The sequence below is a fragment of the Trichococcus patagoniensis genome (assembly GCF_003051085.1).
Taxonomy (GTDB): domain Bacteria; phylum Bacillota; class Bacilli; order Lactobacillales; family Aerococcaceae; genus Trichococcus; species Trichococcus patagoniensis.
The window spans coordinates 26,062-42,598 of sequence record NZ_QAOM01000017.1 but is presented as its reverse complement, the minus strand read 5'-3'; the positions used below and the strand labels follow the sequence as shown (position 1 = coordinate 42,598).

The window sequence follows — 16,537 nt, the reverse complement described above, 5'->3', positions numbered from 1 at the left end:
TTCATATTTACTCAGAACGATACTTTCGGTACATTTTTTTCTTCTTCCGGAGTAGCCAGAACGACTTCCGGACGGAAACCATGGACATTTGCCACAACGTTGCTCGGGAATGTCCCTAATTTGATGTTGTATTGCGTAACACTCGAATTGTACAATTGGCGCGCATAGGCAATCTTATTTTCAGTTGCGGACAATTCTTCCTGTAATGCCAAGAAATTTTGATTCGCCTTCAGGTCGGGATACGCCTCTGCCAAAGCAAAAACAGTCCGCAATTGGCTCGACAGTTGATTGGACAGTTCCATCTTTTTAGCCGGATCTTCGGTTCCCATATCGGAAATCATATTGCGCAAATTGATGACTTTGGTCAAAGTTTCCTGTTCATACTTCGCATAGCCTTTGACTGTCTCAACGATGTTCGGGATCAGATCGTTCCTGCGTTTCAACTGGACATCGATCTGGCTCCAAGCTTCCGTTACCCACAATTTATTTTTCACAAGACTGTTATACAACGAAACCCATACTGCCCCGATAATCGCTGCCACTACAATGATTCCTATTAACCAATCCATTTTGCTCACAGCTCCTTTTCTCTCTTACCGACCTAACGGCTGACCTAGACAAATTTCCGTCTACACCTCCCATTATAGAAGAGTCTGTTCGTTTTGTAAAAAAATAGACTAACCACCTCTTCGCCGAAAAGTTCCGGCTAATGTGCTATCATGAAGGAAAGAAAATCAGATGAGGTGTCCATATGTATTTCATCCCGCAAGAACCCCTGAAAAATCTGTCCATCCTATTCAAACCCACCCCGTTATACCATGACGTGACCGCGGCTGCGTTGCCTCGGGCCTATCTTGACCTACTGACGGAACAGAACGGCGGCTATCTGCTGTACTCCCGCATCCCGACCATAGAGCCGACCTCCGACGGCATTGATTACGCAGCTGTCCATTCGATCCTCGGGCTTCACGACAATCGCCCGAACAGCCTGTATGCCCAGCAAAAAGTTGCCCGTTCAGCAGGGCTGCCGGATTATTTTGTGATTTTCAGCAGTAACGGCAACCAGCTCTTTGCCTTCGATTATTCAAAATTGTCCCCCTCCGGCGAACCGAGCATCCGACACATCGATATCGAAACGGACAATTGGCAGACTGTTGCTGGCGATTTTGACCAATTCTTGCGCAGCCTGACCACTGGACCTCTGACCGTTCCTGAAGAGATTCAGCTCACGCATACCGAAGGAGAACACGCCTTTTTGCTGGCTGACGCCGCGGGATTACCTGAGCTGTTTTTGCACTTTGAGGATGACACGGATAAACAATGGTATCTCCAATGGATCGCGCATTTTTCCACGCACCCTGATGCGGACTGCCGAAAAATCGCCTGCGAAGCGTTGGAAACGCAGATTCTCTACTTCAGGAATGAACTTCCGGAAACTGCCACGGATGTGCTGGCGAACTTTCAGGCTGATCAGGATCCTGCGATCCAAGAGCTAGCCAGAACGCTGGAAAAAGAGCTTGCGGATGAGTGAATGCGAGTGCTTAACAGTATGCAACAGTGCTGTTCATCGGAGACAGGACTGCAGAATCGTCACCAGCTCCGCCAAGGAATCTCTCGTCGGAGCTGGTGACGCGAAAACGGCGTCACTTCCGATGGAGAGGGGCTCGTCGGAGGAGGAACCACAGAATCAGTCGGAACTCCGGCGAAGCCTATGTTCACCGGAGAAGCGGTCGTTAACCGGAGACGGGAGCCCCCTAACAACAGCCAAAAGCAGGGGACTGCCGCGTTGCGGCAATCCCCTGCTTTTGTTGCTACCCTTGTTCCTTCAGCCACTGTTGGTAAAGGTTCTTCGTCTTGTGGCCTTTGCCGAGCACATCGAGCATTTCCGTTTTGCGTTTTGCTTGCGTAGCGGCTTGTTTGGCGCTGTAGATGTAGCGCGCCCAATCCCGCTGATAGCCCGGTGTCAGTTCTGCATAAAGTTTGGCGGCATCCGGCTGTCCTTCTTCCAGAAACTGTTTCAGATCCGGAATAAATTTCTCATAGTCGACCACATTGCCGCTACTCGCTTTAATCGACTTGTCTTTGCCTTTGACATCATTTTTCATCCCGACGAGCGTGAATGTATCATCCAGTTTGACCATCCGCGCAAATTTCAGGTTGCTGTCGCCGACATAGCCATTGCCGTCGTCCACGCCAAGACTGGGAAAGATGGCATCGCGATGCACGGATGTGTCATAGGTTTTGTTCCCGATTTTCGGATATGCGATGTAAAGATAGCCTTCCGGATTCAGGCGCTCCGCTTTGATCGTATCCCAGACGCGTTCATTCAGGTCCTCCAGAGTCAGAACGTAGGAAAAAATCAGATCGTATTTCCCGGAACCCAAATCCGTATCATAGGCTTCAAGATCCGTAAAATCGTCAGCCATGGCGCGCTCTTCCCCCAGAACGGCACACTTTTGGAATTTTTCGAATCCCAGACGCTTCGTGATCGACGTTGCTGCCGGAAGCGGTTTGCCGGCGACTTGTTCCCCATAAAGTTGGTGCGCATGAGCGATGTCTTCCCGGATCATCTCCTCGAGCACAGCCGTATCGATGTCGGACAGTTTGTTGACATACACACAACCCTTTCCGATTTTGTGTTTGCCGAGCTTCCCAAGCAACTCTTGCCGTCTTCCATCAGGCAGCATAAAATAAAACGTCAATGCCGTCTTGCGCGGCGAAAAAGCTGCCAGCGGGGCATCGCCTTCATGGCCGCTCGCGTACCGGTAATGATATTTCCCGAATCCGATGATGCTCGGCCCCCACATTTTGGCTTCCTCACCGGTCACTTCCGCAAACAACGACAACAGCGCGTATGCATCCTCTTTCTTTTGCGGCTGCTGGATTTCCTCGATGAACGCCTGCACAGACACTTCCGTCGGCTTGGTTTTAGGTTCGTATGCCATATTCGCTTCCCCTTTCGTTCCTTCGTGTTAAAGCTATCATAGCAAACCAATAGACCACCCACAAAATCCCAAGCCTCGACGACAGTCCGTTCACCGGAAAAATACCGTTTGACCAGAAATCCCCCGCTTCTCCGGCGAACATAGGCTTCGCCGGAGTTCGCCCCACATTTTCTGCCTTTATCTCCGATGGGGCGGTGCTCATCGGAGTTGGGCCCATCAAATTACCGGAGTCCTCCGGGGAGCGGGTCCTCACCGGAGCTGGCCACCGATTCCGATATCCCATCTCCGGCGAACGGCGCCGCCTCTCAAGTGAAGCCCTCCCCACAACCCAATACAAACAAAAAAAGAGCCCTCCCGAAACCGGGAAAGCCCTCTTCAAAAAGATTATGCTTGTTCTTCGTTGTTTTTGAAACCGTATTTCTTGTTGAAGCGGTCCACACGGCCATCGGCTTGCGTGAATTTTTGACGTCCTGTATAGAACGGGTGTGAATCTGAAGAAATTTCTACACGGACCATTGGGTAAGTGTTGCCATCTTCCCATTCAACTTTTTCGCTTGAACCTTTTGTTGAACCTGATAAAAATTTGAATCCTGTAGTTGTATCCATGAACACAACCGGTTGGTAATTTGGATGGATTTCTTGTTTCATGTCTCTTTCGCTCCTTTTTGCCCTGGATTATTTACTAAGCCAGAGTTGTCATTTTGTAATAAAAGGCCTACCACAGGGTAATCCTTTTTAACGTTAAAATGATACCACGCAAACAGCAAGAATGCAATGACAAATTTTAAAAACACGTTTTCCCCATCCAAGCAGCAGTGAGAAAAACGTGTTTGCGTTATTTTTCCAGAATGGCTGCAATCTCTTCTTTTGAAAGGCTGCTGTCGGCATTCAGGTTCGTGAATTGGCCCGGACCATCGATCCTCACAAGAGCAGGCACCGTACGGACGCCCATTCTGTCGCGCAGACTTTGGATCGCCGGGTCTGTCGATGTGTTCAGGCTGTCGAGATAGTGGATCGTCAGGTTCTTTTCTTTGCGGACCTTATCTAATTTAGGGACAAATTTCCGGCAATACGGGCAAACAGCTTTCCCGAGATAAACGACTGCTTTTTCTCCAGCAGCCAGTTTTTCTTCAAACTCTTCAGCCGTGATCTCTATGAATTCTTTTGTGTCCTCTTCGTAATTTCCTTTGTTGAAAAGCATTTGAAAACCTCCAGTTTTGCGTTTTGATAGTTCCACTATACCGGGAAGCTTTAAAAAATGCTCATGATTTGCTCACACGCCTTCTGGCACGCTTCTATTTCATCAACGAAATACGGTTCAGCAAAGCTTCATTGTTTTCGGTCGTGTTCATCTGTTTCAGGAAGCTCTCGGTGTATTCCAAAGCATCCCCGCGCATACCGCGGCGGACTTTGTAGATATTCTCCATCGTTTTCGCATCCAGCAGGAGGTCTTCTCTGCGGGTGCCCGATTTTTTGATATCGATGGCTGGGAAGATGCGTCGTTCCGCCAATTCACGGGAAAGCACAAGCTCCATGTTCCCCGTTCCCTTGAATTCTTCATAGATAACTTCATCCATCCGGCTGCCAGTGTCGACAAGCGCAGTTGCGATGATCGTCAGACTGCCGCCATCCTCGATATTACGGGCTGCACCAAAGAAACGTTTCGGGCGATAAAAGGCTGCCGGATCGATCCCTCCGCTTAACGTACGGCCGCTTGGCGGAATAACCAAGTTATAGGCACGGGCCAAACGCGTCAGGCTATCCATCAAGATGACCACATCACGTTTGTCTTCGACAAGGCGCATGGCTCTTTCCAGGACGAGTTCCGCAACCCGGACATGATTTGCCGGTTGCTGGTCGAAAGTCGAGGAGACGACATCTCCCTTCACACTGCGCTCGATATCCGTCACTTCTTCCGGACGCTCATCGATGAGCAGCATGATCAATTCGACATCGGGATGATTGGTGGTGATGCCGTTCGCGATTTCTTTCAGCAAAGTCGTTTTCCCTGCTTTAGGAGGCGCAACAATCATCCCACGTTGACCGAAGCCGATGGGCGAGAACAAATCGACCATCCGAGCGGTTACGTTTGTCCGTGTGTTTTCCAACTTCATCTGATGGTTCGGGTAGATGGGCGTCAATCCTGGGAAGTGCGAGCGCTCTTTGGCTTGATCAGGCCGTTTTCCGTTCACCGTACTGACTTGCATCAGGCCGTAATAACGTTCGGATGCTTTCGCAGGTCTGGCCTTTCCGGCTACTTTGTCCCCATTGCGCAGATCGAAGCGTCTGATTTGCGACGTCGATATGTAAATGTCTTCTTGGCTCGGCGAATAGTTGATCGGCCTTAAAAAACCGAATCCTTCCTGAGCAACGATATCTAAAATGCCCTCGGTCATGAAGAATCCCTGTTTCTCCTCTTGGGCACGGATGACCGCCAAGGACAACTCTTTTTTGTTCATTTGGCTGTAGTAGGGGATTTTCAGTTCTCTGGCATAGGTGTATATTTCTTTCAGCGTCTTACTTTCCAACTCATGCAAGGTAAGCATATCTTCCAAACAGCTCCACCTTCCTCTCTTATCATTCTTATGATGCTTGTTTTTGGCAAATGCAACATAGTTAGATATTCAAAGCACCTCCAAAGTCGGTTACTGCTTTGAAGGTGCTCCTTATTATCGTGCTGCGCGAAGAAGTTTATTCTTCGTCTTCGATCATTTTGATGTCTGCGCCCAAAGCGGTCAGTTTTTCGACGATATGATCATACCCGCGCAGGATATTCTCGATACCGGAAATTGTGGTTGTGCCCTCCGCCATCAATCCGGCGATGACCAGACACGCTCCAGCACGCAGATCGCTGGCTGTAACTTCCGCACCGGTCAATTTGTTGGGGCCTTGCATGAAGATCATGTCACTTTCTACCTTGGCCTTCGCACCCATCCTGCGGAGCTCCGGGATATGGTTGACGCGCTTCGGATAGATTGTGTCGACGATGGTGCCCTCACCGCTCGCTTTCAACAAGAGCGGAGTCAGTGGTTGCTGCAAGTCTGTCGCAAAACCAGGGTAAGGCAACGTCTTGATGTGGACCATCTTCAGGTTATCGGATTTTTTGACGAGGATGCTGTCCTCGCCGATTTCCATCTCTACACCCATCTCTTCCATTTTTGCGATCAGGCTTTCGATATGCTCGACGATGACATTTTTCACAAGCACACGCTCACCCATCGCTGCGGCAGCGGCCAGATAAGTCCCTGCTTCGATGCGATCAGGTATCACGGTGTGTCTGCAGCCATGTAAGCTTTCCACGCCTTCGATCCGGATGATATCTGTACCGGCTCCACGGATTTTTGCACCCATGTTGTTCAACAAGATGCACACATCAATGATTTCCGGCTCTTTGGCCACATTCTCGATGATTGTTTTGCCCTTAGCTTTGACCGCCGCCAAGATGATGTTGATTGTCGCTCCGATCGAAACCACGTCAAGATAGATGCGATCGCCTGTCAGACCCTCTTCCGGTGTGGTCAGATAGATGGCGCCCATTTCATTGCGCACTGTCGCGCCCAACGCCTCAAAACCTTTGATGTGCTGATCAATCGGTCTTGGGCCCAAGAAACAGCCTCCAGGCAGTCCGATGACGCCTTCACCAAATTTTGAAAGGATAGCTCCCATGAAATAATACGAAGCGCGCAAGCTTTTGATTTTCCCGGTAGGCATCGGAATGGAAATCATGTTGGTCGGATCGATCGTGATGATGCCCTCATCCTCATCAAAAGACACTTCGACGTTGAAGTCCTCAAGGATATCGATCAGAGAGTGCACATCCTGAATGTTGGGGATGCCTTCCAAGATGACTGGGGAGTCCGCCAAAATGGCGGCCGGTATCAGCGCAACCGTGCTGTTTTTCGCTCCGCTGATGGTGATTTCACCGTTCAACGGTTTATTCCCCTCTATAACTAATTTTTTCATAAAAAAGCCTCACTTCATGTGTAGTTGCCGAACGACAAATCATCCGGAAATAAATGGAATCGCTCGCACGGATTGCCTGTCACGGGAAAAACGGCGCAACGATACCGAAATACCATTATTTTTAGTTTTATTCGATTGTTGGTTGATCATTTACAATTCTAACAAAAATACAGGGTCCATTACTAGTTTTTTTATGCAATCGTCTGCTTTCCGCTATATTTCTCAATTTGATACGGCTGAACAGCGTAAAAAAGCTGCCTATCATGCTTCAACTGAAGACAACTGCCCTACCTTATAATGTAATGTTAACACAAACTCAGAAATACATGGAAAATGAGGCGCCGAAGCAAGAACTTTCCGGGAAAAATAAGAACAAAAAAGGAGATCCGGAACATAGGCCCCAGACCTCCTCGAAGATCGTTTGATTAAATTAAGCTTTGTTGCTTGAACCGAAAACTTGCATTCTTTCTTTAACGACAGCAACGATTGCTTCTTTACCAGGTCCGATAACTTTACGAGGATCGTAAACGTTAGCGTCTGTAGCTAATTTTTCTCTTACAGCAGCTGTAAAGACTTGTTGGCATTCAGTGTTCACGTTGATTTTTGAATGTCCGAACTCGATAGCTTTTTTGACTTGGTGTTCTGGAATTCCTGAACCACCGTGCAATACTAATGGTTTGTGAGTCAATTCAGAAATTTCTTTCATTTCGTCGAAACCAAGTACAGGTTCGCCAGAGTAAGGTCCGTGTACAGAACCTAATGCAGCAGCTAATGCATCGATAGCTGTTTCAGTAGTCAAACGTAGGCATTCAGCTGGATCAGCGTATTGAATTCCGCCAGTGATTCCATCTTCAGTTCCGCCGACAGTTCCGATTTCAGCTTCTACAGAAGCGCCTTTAGAATGTGCGTACTCAACCACTAATTTAGTTTGAGCAATGTTTTCATCGATAGGGTAATGTGATTTGTCGATCATTACAGACGAGTAACCAGCATCGATAGCGGATTTGCAGCTTTCAAAGCTTGTACCGTGGTCAAGATGCAATGCTACAGGAACAGTGATGTCCATAGTTTCTAGCAAAGCATTAGTCATAGCTGCAACAACTAAATGTCCGCCCATGTATTTTGCTGCGCCTTCAGAAACACCCAAAATAACTGGAGAGTTTTCTTCTTGTGCTGCTTGCAATACAGCTTGCGTCCACTCAAGGTTGTTGATGTTGAATTGTCCTACGGCATACTTTCCTTCTAACGCTTTGTTTAACATATCTGTCATACTTACTAAACGACTCATTCTTGTTGCCTCCTTGGAATCCATTGGTCTCTTTTGTTTGCAGAAAATTCACATATTGGAATGTGAACACTTTACAACAATTACATTTTATCAGAAAATGTAATTTTTTACTACCTTATTAGGAAAAACAGTCAAAATGAAAGCGCAAAATAATTCGTTTTCATTGAAAAAAAACTCTGATTTACAGGCTTTTTTTCAAGGCCGCCGCGATGAAGCCGTCAAAGATCGGCTGCGGTCTGTTCGGACGTGAAATGAACTCAGGATGGAACTGGGCAGCAATATAGAACGGATGGTTTTTCAATTCCACAATTTCCACCAAGCGTTGATCAGGGGATACGCCTGAGAAGACCATGCCTTTTTCAGCCAGGATATCACGGTAAGCATTGTTGAATTCATAACGATGGCGATGACGCTCTTGGACCATATCAGCGTTGTGGTAAAGTTCCTTAGCCAACGTGCCTTCCTTCAACTCGCAAGGATACAGGCCTAAACGCAGCGTGCCGCCCATTTCATCGATGTTTTCTTGGTCTGGCATCAGATCGATGATGTTATTTTTGCATTCCGGATTGGTTTCCGCTGAATCCGCGTCTTCCAAACCGACAACGTTACGGGCAAACTCCACACAAGCCAATTGCATGCCCAGACAGATACCGAAGAACGGCACATTGTTTTCGCGTGCGTATTGGATGGCAGCAATCTTGCCTTCGATGCCGCGGTCTCCGAATCCGCCTGGAACAAGGATGCCATCTGCAGTAGCCAAGTGCTCTTGCGCGTTCGCAGTAGTCACTTCTTCCGCGTTGATCCATTGGATATCGATTTCCGTATTGTGCGCATAACCGGCATGCTTCAATGCTTCAGCCACAGACAAGTAAGCATCCTGCAATTCCACATATTTTCCGACAAGAGCGATTTTAGTCGTTTTTTCAAGGCTTTGGACTTTTTCGACCAAGGCTTTCCAATCCGTCATGTCGGCTGGCGGCAGATCGGACAGTACAAGATAATCGCAGACGATCTGGTCCATGTTCTGTTCCTGCAGCATCAAAGGAATTTCGTACAACGTCTCTACGTCACGGGATTCGATGACCGCTTCAGGTTTCACATCACAGAAGGATGCCAATTTATTTTTGATGTGTTGCGGCAATGGCATTTCTGTACGCACAACCAAGATATTCGGTTGGATACCCAAACTGCGCAATTCTTTAACGCTGTGTTGCGTTGGTTTTGTTTTCAATTCGCCGGCTGCGCGCAAATAAGGGATCAATGTCGTGTGGATATACAGCACATTTTCAGCGCCTACTTCCATACGCATTTGACGCAAGGCCTCCAGGAATGGCAAAGATTCGATATCCCCGACGGTTCCTCCCACTTCAGTGATGACGATGTCAGAATCTGTCGTTTCGCCGGCGCGCATGATCTTTTCCTTGATTTCATTCGTGATGTGCGGGATGACTTGGACAGTAGCGCCTAAATAGTCCCCTTTGCGTTCTTTACGGATGACTTCGGAATAAACCTTTCCGGTCGTCACATTTGAATATTGATTCAGGTTGATGTCTATGAAACGTTCATAGTGGCCTAAGTCCAAATCGGTTTCGGTGCCGTCATCAGTGACGAACACTTCCCCGTGTTGGTAAGGACTCATCGTTCCTGGATCCACATTGATGTAAGGGTCGAATTTTTGGATTGTGATCTTTAATCCACGGTTTTTCAGCAAACGTCCCAAAGACGCCGCAACGATACCTTTACCGATTGAAGATACTACCCCGCCTGTTACAAAAATATACTTAGTCATTTTTTTCTTCCCCCTGTTTTTAAATGTGCAAAATTATGTCCGAAGGATTCTCCAACGCTGCAATAAACAAAATAAAGCTCCCTGTTCTTAAGAACAGGGAGCCGTAAAAATTCAACGTATGCTTTCCAAAAAGAAATGCTTTTTGGGAGCCCAATGAAGATGATACCTCCAATTAGATAAGGTGTCAAGAAAGAATTGGGGACCGGGGGAATGATTACTCCTCTTCGTCCTTTTCTTCCGCAACAAACTCTTCTTCCTCTTCGAACTCTTCTTCCTCATCAAGATCTTCCTCTTCGATGATCAAGGTCAAGTCTTCTTCGATGCCGCTCGTGATGTCATCATCGTCATCCGTGATATCCACAGCGTCGACATCATCGACTTCATCCTCATCCACATCGATTTCTTCATCTTCGTCAGCAACATCGATGTCTTCCGGATCGTCATCATTGTAGTCGATCACATCATCGTCATCTTCCGATGTAGCGAATGCATTCAGCTTCTTGCGTTTCTTGCGGCGAACCTTCACTTCATCCTCATCGATACTGGAAAGAATCTCTTCATCGATTGAATCAATTGGATACCATGAACGCAATCCCCAACGATTTTCTCCTAAAGAAATAAAGCTGCCATCAATGTTCAAGTCCGTGTAGAAACGTGTCATCTTGCCTTCCAATTCTTCTTCCGACATTTCAAGATAGTCCTGTACCTGAACCAATAATTGGTTAAAGTCCAGTACGTCACCGTTTTCTTCGAAAATTGCGTGTGCAACTTCTATCATTGACAATTCGTTTTTGCTAGTACCATCTAATTGCTTCAATTTCAATGGTGTCACGTCCTTTCAAAAGTTTACTCTTAATCATACAATACTCAGGTGGTAAATTGCAATTCAATTCGATAATCTCCCAATTTTTGTTCGTTCATTTGGAGTTCGTAATGCAAGGTAACTTTCCCGGCAAACGGCTTTTCCTTGAACTCCAGCAACATTTCATGGGTGATCGTTTCGATTTCCATTAATCCGGCCGGCGTCGGGAGCATAGCCATGCCTTTTCCTTCTGCATCGAAGGTCATGCGGCTCGTCTGTTCCATTCTGCGGATGATCGTCATTTTCCCTTCACGGGACAGTTTGAAAGTGACCGATACAGCTGTTTCGGCTTCGATATAGCGCAGATAGAGCCAGTTGCCCATTTCCACGATTTGACCCATTCCTTCATATAGGAAGCTTTCCTGCTCCCCTTCTTGCTTCACCAGCGTTTCCAATTGGAACTCGATGGGCATTCCTTCTTTTAAAGACACGCTTTTCCACCTCATTGACCCTCGTGCTGAATCCTTGCGGCCGCACGTGTTTTTCAAATACAGTATAGCGATAAAAATGAGTGTTGGTCAATCATTTGCGGGCTGTTTTTCCAAAATGCGAAGAAATCCTGCCTTTCGCTGTAATTCACCGTCAAATCTTTCCTGAACTTTGCTATAATGGGAGCAGAAACAGCCACAAAGATAAGGAAACGCATATGACAAGCCATTTAAAAAACAACATTTATTATATCTACGATACTTCACATGGAGCATTCGGCACCGATCCGCTCGCGCACTTCGCGATGGGCGATGCTTTGATCCGATTGGTCGGCAACGCTGAAGCTCCGGCAGCTCTGCATTTTTGGCCGATGGAAAACCTGGTCATCCTCGGCATGATGGACACGCGCCTGCCCCATCTGGAGGACGGCTTGCGTTACTTGCGGAGCGTCCCGACCGGTATCGTCGTCCGCAACGCCGGCGGATTGGCCGTCGTTGCCGATGAAGGGATCCTGAATTTCTCCCTGGTGCTTCCCGAAACCGAGAATGCCAAACTCACGATCAATGACGGTTATGTCCTCATGAAGGAACTGGTTGAGCAGACTTTTTCCGATTCCGAACAAACGATCGAAGCTTTCGAAATCAGCGACTCCTATTGCCCGGGCGACTTCGACCTGAGCATCAACGGCAAAAAATTCGCCGGCATCGCGCAACGCCGTTTCAAAAACGGAGTGGCCATCATGATCTACATGAGCGTAACCGGCAATCAGCAACAACGCGGGGAAATGATCCGCCGCTTCTACGATGAAAGCCTGCAAGGCGAGGAGACCCGCTGGCATTTCCCGGCCGTCGACCCCGCTTCCATGGCAAACTTGGCGGAGCTACTGGACAAACCTTTGACGGTAGCCGCTGTTAAGGAACGGATCCTGTCCGTCTTCACCAACAACGGCAATACGCTCCTGCCTGGGGAATACACGGAGCGTCTGATGTCAGAGTATGAAATAGCTTATGCGAAAATGAAGAAACGCAATGAACAAGTCAATCAGAACCAGCAGACCTAAACGGAATGACAGAAAGAGGCGATGCGATTTGAGTACACACTATACCGCGGAATTATTGCCGAAAGAAAAAGTATTCCGTGACCCGGTCCACGACTACATCCATATCCAGTACCGGATCATCATGGATCTGATCAACACACCCGAATTCCAGCGTTTGCGCCGGATCAAGCAATTAGGGACTTCTTCCTATACTTTCCACGGCGCCGAACACTCCCGCTTCAATCATTCTTTGGGAGTCTACGAAATCGCCCGCCGGATCTGTGATAAATTCGTCCGGAATTACCCCAGCAAAGAGCCTGGGGACGGCCTTTGGGACGATGGGGAGCGGCTCGTGACGCTTTGCGCTGCTTTATTGCACGACATCGGCCATGGCCCGTTCTCGCATACCTTCGAAAAAATATTCGATACGGACCATGAAGCCATCACAATCGAGATCATCACCTCTCCGGATACCGAAATCAATCGGATCCTTCAACAGATTGGTCCTGATTTTCCGAATCAAGTGGCCGCCGTCATCGCCAAGACCTACGATAATCCCCAGGTGGTGCAACTGATTTCCAGCCAAATCGATGCGGATCGGATGGATTACCTGCTGCGCGACGCCTATTATTCTGGCGTCACTTACGGCAATTTCGACCTGACGAGGATCCTGCGTGTAATCAGGCCTTACAAGAACGGCATCGCCTTTGATATTTCCGGCATGCATGCGGTGGAGGATTATATCGTCAGCCGCTATCAAATGTATATGCAGATCTATTTCCATCCGGTTTCCCGCGGCATGGAGGTCGTTCTCAGCCATCTGTTGAAACGGGCGAAGGATGTCTATTTGGATGAACAAGCCGAATTCCGCCATACCGCCACTTTCCTGACGCCATTCTTCAAGCAGACTTGGACGCTGAAAGATTACCTGCGTTTGGACGATGGCGTCCTGACGACCTACTTCAACCATTGGCTTGACGAAAAAGATCCGATTCTGAATGACCTAGCCTATCGCTTCGTCAATCGGCATCCTTTCAAATCGGTCCGCTACACAAAAGGACGCGATGATGCTACACTGGAACGCATGAGTGCACTCATTGAGCGCATGGGTTTCAATAGGGACTACTATACTGCAGTAAACAACAGTTATGACCTGCCGTATGATCTCTACCGGCCGTATCAGGCCACGACCCGGACCCAGATTGAGCTTGTCCAGAAAAACGGCAGTTTCTTGGAGCTTTCGCAAGCAAGCTCGATCGTATCGGCTTTGACGGGCAAGGTCCGCGGAGATGAACGTTTCTACTTCCCGCGCGAAATCACCCATAACGACGAGGAGGCGGGCATTAATCTGTTCGAATCCCTTTCGCAGGAATTTTCAACTTTTTTCGAGAATGACGAAATTTTACCAACCCAACAAACAGGAGGCACACTATGAGCATCAAATTAATCGCCATCGACATCGACGGCACATTGGTAGACCCGGAGTTCAAAATCACCCCGGAAGTAAAAGCAGCCATCACGGAAGCACGTGAACAAGGCGTCAAAATCGTACTCTGCACCGGCAGACCGTTCCCTGGCGTCAAACGCTACATCAAAGAATTGGAATTGGATCAGGACGAAGATTACGTCATCACCTACAACGGCTCTTTGGTGCTGTCCACCGCAACAAACGAAGTGCTCGTTTCGCATACGTTGGATTACAGCGACTTCGTCAGAATCAACGAATTGGCCGATAAGTTCAACGTGCACACGCACGGGATCGACAACGAAGCCATCTATACCGCAAACAAAGACATCAGCATCTTCACGACACGTGAGTCTTTCATTACGACGATGCCGATCCGCTATCGCTCGTTGGCTGAATTACCGGAAGACAAACTGTTCACGAAAATCATGTTCATCGACCAGCCCGAACTGTTGGATATCTTGATCCCAGCGATTCCAGCGCAGTTCCATGAAGACTATGTGATTGTCCGCAGCGAACCGCATTTCCTGGAGGTGTTGAACAAAGATGCCGGCAAAGCTAGCGCTTTGGTAGAATTGGCCGCATTATTGAATATTGATGCGGAAAACATCATGGCCATCGGCGACAACGAGAACGATTTGAGCATGATCGAATATGCAGGAGTCGGCGTCGCGATGGGCAATGCCGTCGATAAAGTCAAGGAAGCTGCGGATTTCATCACCAAATCAAACGCCGAAAGCGGCGTGGCGCACGCAATCCGGACTTACTTGAATAAATAACCCGTCAAAACCAGTTTGGCGGGGAAAATCCGTTCAAGTCACAGTCAGAAAACCCGCCGAAACCACCTTGGCGGGGAAAAACGTCCGCGGACAACGTGAGATTCCCCGCCAAACCTATTTTTGGCGGGGAATTCCGCCGCGAATTCGAACCTCAAACCAGACAACAATACCATCCAACCACAACCAGGGCTGTCTCATCGAGACAGCCCCATTATTTTAATCACGCGTGAAGCAGGTGCATGCTATGGACAATCATTCGGCAGGGTTCGGCAAAACCCTCCTAAGGATAAGAAAAAACAAACAGTATTCCCAACAATATATGGCCGAAAATAAGATCCATCAATCTACCTATTCCAAGATGGAAAGGGATCTGATCGAGCCGACGCTGGGCAACTATCGGCATCTTTTGAGCAGGCTGGACATGTCCGATGAAGAGCTCCAGTACATCATGAACGATTACAATCATTCCGAAAAGGAACAACTGCTGACGGCTTTCATGAACCTGTCCTTCAACGATGTCCCCCTCTTGCAAGAAATTCGGGAGAAAGCTCTGAAGTATCTGGACATGCACACTGATTACATCATCACCGACATCGTTCATCTGACGGATGCGCTGATCATTCTGGCAATAACCGGAGATATTGCAGACGCCCGTAAACATGTTCGCCCTGTTTGGGAAAGGCTCGAGAAGCTTGATGGCTGGTATCTGGTGGAATTAAGGATGATCAATGCAATGCTGTTCCTGTTCCCTATCGACGAAGCCATCCTGATTTCCGGGACCGCATTGGCCCAGATTCAAAAATACGTCAATCATCCCTTCGCAGGCAAAATCGCTATCTCGTTGCGCCACAACCTGTGCTTGTTGCTGTTGAAGAATGGGCGTTATGCAGAGACGATCATCCGAATCGATGAACTGATCCCGGCTGCAAAGGAAGCAGGCTCCTACCGGCACTTGTCCGTCTGCTACCTCAGGAAAGGCATTGCCTTAGCGAAGACGGGAAATCCCGAAGGCCAACTGCTGATCGACCAAGCATTCCGTTTAATCGAAGCAGCGGATGATCAGGATTTCAAAGCCAATCTCGAAAATGAATATAACCTCCTGAAAGAGTAATCAAACAGCTGATTGCTCTTTTATGCGTATAGGAATATTTCGTAAAGAGGCGAACCATCTGTATTAAAATGAAAGCACTTATGGGAAGTCTGTCGTGATAATTCCCAAAATGAGCATTTCTTGGAAGGAAGGCAGGTAAAGTCAATGAATCCAAAACGATGCAATCTATGCGCTTATATCCTCGGCTGTGCTTGCCTGATCGGAATGATCCGGTATCCGGATGTGCCAAAATCCTGGTGGCTCACAATCGGTATATGCAGCGGCTTGTTGTTTGTTTCCAGCAACTGCATGGAATCCGCGCAGCATTGGACCTTCCTTGGCATCGATGCCTTAAATCTGATTGTTCTGGCCTTGCTTATCCAGATCCTTCCGCCAAGTTTGGGGCTGGCTTTGAATGTGGTCGTCCTCTTAGCTATCTTCCTACTTCTCTATATCAAGAGCACTTTTTACGAAAAATAGCTGCTTTTGTATTCATGCTTCTGGTCGCAAGCTTGCCTGTTCTGTGAAAGGGGGCCACACCAATGAATTGGATCCGTCTGATCATCGGCGATATATGGTTTCTATAGCAAATCGATTACGCTAAAAAAAATAAGCCAAGGCTGGGCTTTTCATCCCCGTCTTGGCTTATTCCACGGAATCCTTAAGCTTTTTCGCCTATGAATTCGCCGTTTTTGGTCAAATGTTGTTTCGAAATCTCATTCAGGATCACGTGCACGCTTTCCTTCGATACGTTGGCGTTTTTCACGACGGCATCCACGACATCGCGCATCAACGCTTGTTTCTGCTCGTCGGTTCTGCCTTCCAGTAATTCGATGTGAACATATGGCATTTTCATTTCCCTCTTTTCGCTTTATGGTTTCGACTCAG

At 47.9% G+C, this 16,537-nt stretch carries 17 protein-coding genes; 6 read left to right on the top strand and 11 right to left on the bottom strand.

From position 1 onward, the window contains the following. Positions 1–11 precede the first annotated feature (11 nt). Positions 12–569, bottom strand: coding sequence for a LemA family protein (locus C8U37_RS11380; RefSeq protein ID WP_211306217.1), 558 nt, complete (start codon positions 567–569; stop codon positions 12–14). A 182-nt stretch (positions 570–751) separates the two neighbouring features. On the opposite strand from C8U37_RS11380, the gene C8U37_RS11375 reads away from it, so the two are divergent. After that, positions 752–1,531 (top strand): SMI1/KNR4 family protein, encoded by a 780-nt coding sequence (locus C8U37_RS11375; RefSeq protein WP_108033342.1) that lies wholly within the window; start codon positions 752–754, stop codon positions 1,529–1,531. 280 nt (positions 1,532–1,811) lie between these two features. Here C8U37_RS11375 and C8U37_RS14500 read toward each other — a convergent pair whose 3' ends face one another. From C8U37_RS14500 to C8U37_RS11325, 9 genes are all read right to left on the bottom strand, one after another. Next, positions 1,812–2,945 (bottom strand): YdeI/OmpD-associated family protein, encoded by a 1,134-nt coding sequence (locus tag C8U37_RS14500; protein WP_170100274.1) that lies wholly within the window; start codon positions 2,943–2,945, stop codon positions 1,812–1,814. Positions 2,946–3,329: 384 nt separating this feature from the next. Next, complete coding sequence (locus tag C8U37_RS11360; RefSeq protein ID WP_108033340.1) at positions 3,330–3,593, bottom strand: type B 50S ribosomal protein L31; 264 nt, start codon at positions 3,591–3,593, stop codon at positions 3,330–3,332. Positions 3,594–3,780: 187 nt separating this feature from the next. Continuing rightward, positions 3,781–4,146, bottom strand: coding sequence for a DUF6568 family protein (locus C8U37_RS11355; RefSeq protein WP_108033339.1), 366 nt, complete (start codon positions 4,144–4,146; stop codon positions 3,781–3,783). Positions 4,147–4,240: 94 nt separating this feature from the next. Next, complete coding sequence (rho, locus tag C8U37_RS11350) at positions 4,241–5,500, bottom strand: transcription termination factor Rho (RefSeq protein WP_108033338.1); 1,260 nt, start codon at positions 5,498–5,500, stop codon at positions 4,241–4,243. A 136-nt stretch (positions 5,501–5,636) separates the two neighbouring features. Continuing rightward, the gene (locus tag C8U37_RS11345) at positions 5,637–6,908 is read right to left on the bottom strand and encodes a UDP-N-acetylglucosamine 1-carboxyvinyltransferase (RefSeq protein WP_108033337.1); all 1,272 of its coding nucleotides are present in this window, start codon (positions 6,906–6,908) and stop codon (positions 5,637–5,639) included. Positions 6,909–7,338: 430 nt separating this feature from the next. After that, a complete protein-coding gene (gene fba, locus C8U37_RS11340; RefSeq protein ID WP_108033336.1) occupies positions 7,339–8,196 on the bottom strand; it encodes a class II fructose-1,6-bisphosphate aldolase in 858 nt (285 codons plus the stop codon). Between the two features lie 181 nt (positions 8,197–8,377). After that, positions 8,378–9,985, bottom strand: a complete 1,608-nt coding sequence (locus C8U37_RS11335; protein WP_108033335.1) for a CTP synthase — start codon at positions 9,983–9,985, stop codon at positions 8,378–8,380. A 214-nt stretch (positions 9,986–10,199) separates the two neighbouring features. Further along, complete coding sequence (gene rpoE, locus C8U37_RS11330) at positions 10,200–10,808, bottom strand: DNA-directed RNA polymerase subunit delta (RefSeq protein ID WP_108033334.1); 609 nt, start codon at positions 10,806–10,808, stop codon at positions 10,200–10,202. Positions 10,809–10,852: 44 nt separating this feature from the next. Continuing rightward, complete coding sequence (locus tag C8U37_RS11325; RefSeq protein WP_170100273.1) at positions 10,853–11,278, bottom strand: YwiB family protein; 426 nt, start codon at positions 11,276–11,278, stop codon at positions 10,853–10,855. 215 nt (positions 11,279–11,493) lie between these two features. Here C8U37_RS11325 and C8U37_RS11320 point away from each other — a divergent pair, with 215 nt between their 5' ends. From C8U37_RS11320 to C8U37_RS11300, 5 genes are all read left to right on the top strand, one after another. After that, positions 11,494–12,336 (top strand): lipoate--protein ligase family protein, encoded by an 843-nt coding sequence (locus C8U37_RS11320; protein WP_108033360.1) that lies wholly within the window; start codon positions 11,494–11,496, stop codon positions 12,334–12,336. A gap of 28 nt (positions 12,337–12,364) precedes the next feature. Further along, positions 12,365–13,750, top strand: a complete 1,386-nt coding sequence (locus C8U37_RS11315; RefSeq protein ID WP_245879828.1) for an HD domain-containing protein — start codon at positions 12,365–12,367, stop codon at positions 13,748–13,750. After that, positions 13,747–14,559, top strand: a complete 813-nt coding sequence (gene yidA, locus C8U37_RS11310) for a sugar-phosphatase (RefSeq protein ID WP_108033331.1) — start codon at positions 13,747–13,749, stop codon at positions 14,557–14,559. The genes C8U37_RS11315 and yidA overlap by 4 nt, the downstream gene beginning before the upstream one ends. 244 nt (positions 14,560–14,803) lie before the next feature. After that, complete coding sequence (locus C8U37_RS11305; RefSeq protein ID WP_108033330.1) at positions 14,804–15,670, top strand: helix-turn-helix domain-containing protein; 867 nt, start codon at positions 14,804–14,806, stop codon at positions 15,668–15,670. Between the two features lie 144 nt (positions 15,671–15,814). Beyond that, a complete protein-coding gene (locus C8U37_RS11300) occupies positions 15,815–16,129 on the top strand; it encodes a hypothetical protein (RefSeq protein WP_108033329.1) in 315 nt (104 codons plus the stop codon). A gap of 181 nt (positions 16,130–16,310) precedes the next feature. Here C8U37_RS11300 and C8U37_RS11295 read toward each other — a convergent pair whose 3' ends face one another. Then, positions 16,311–16,505: a 2-hydroxymuconate tautomerase gene (locus tag C8U37_RS11295; RefSeq protein ID WP_256327908.1), complete on the bottom strand. Its 195-nt coding sequence runs from the start codon at positions 16,503–16,505 to the stop codon at positions 16,311–16,313. Positions 16,506–16,537: the final 32 nt, after the last annotated feature.

What these genes read in the sequence shown, in the direction of transcription:
- C8U37_RS11380 (WP_211306217.1), bottom strand. Translation starts at nt 569, where the DNA reads ATGGATTGGTTAATAGGAATCATTGTAGTGGCAGCGATTATCGGGGCA.
- C8U37_RS11375 (WP_108033342.1), top strand. Translation starts at nt 752, where the DNA reads ATGTATTTCATCCCGCAAGAACCCCTGAAAAATCTGTCCATCCTATTC.
- C8U37_RS14500 (WP_170100274.1), bottom strand. Translation starts at nt 2,945, where the DNA reads ATGGCATACGAACCTAAAACCAAGCCGACGGAAGTGTCTGTGCAGGCG.
- C8U37_RS11360 (WP_108033340.1), bottom strand. Translation starts at nt 3,593, where the DNA reads ATGAAACAAGAAATCCATCCAAATTACCAACCGGTTGTGTTCATGGAT.
- C8U37_RS11355 (WP_108033339.1), bottom strand. Translation starts at nt 4,146, where the DNA reads ATGCTTTTCAACAAAGGAAATTACGAAGAGGACACAAAAGAATTCATA.
- C8U37_RS11345 (WP_108033337.1), bottom strand. Translation starts at nt 6,908, where the DNA reads ATGAAAAAATTAGTTATAGAGGGGAATAAACCGTTGAACGGTGAAATC.
- fba (WP_108033336.1), bottom strand. Translation starts at nt 8,196, where the DNA reads ATGAGTCGTTTAGTAAGTATGACAGATATGTTAAACAAAGCGTTAGAA.
- C8U37_RS11335 (WP_108033335.1), bottom strand. Translation starts at nt 9,985, where the DNA reads ATGACTAAGTATATTTTTGTAACAGGCGGGGTAGTATCTTCAATCGGT.
- C8U37_RS11320 (WP_108033360.1), top strand. Translation starts at nt 11,494, where the DNA reads ATGACAAGCCATTTAAAAAACAACATTTATTATATCTACGATACTTCA.
- yidA (WP_108033331.1), top strand. Translation starts at nt 13,747, where the DNA reads ATGAGCATCAAATTAATCGCCATCGACATCGACGGCACATTGGTAGAC.
- C8U37_RS11305 (WP_108033330.1), top strand. Translation starts at nt 14,804, where the DNA reads ATGGACAATCATTCGGCAGGGTTCGGCAAAACCCTCCTAAGGATAAGA.
- C8U37_RS11300 (WP_108033329.1), top strand. Translation starts at nt 15,815, where the DNA reads ATGAATCCAAAACGATGCAATCTATGCGCTTATATCCTCGGCTGTGCT.
- C8U37_RS11295 (WP_256327908.1), bottom strand. Translation starts at nt 16,505, where the DNA reads ATGAAAATGCCATATGTTCACATCGAATTACTGGAAGGCAGAACCGAC.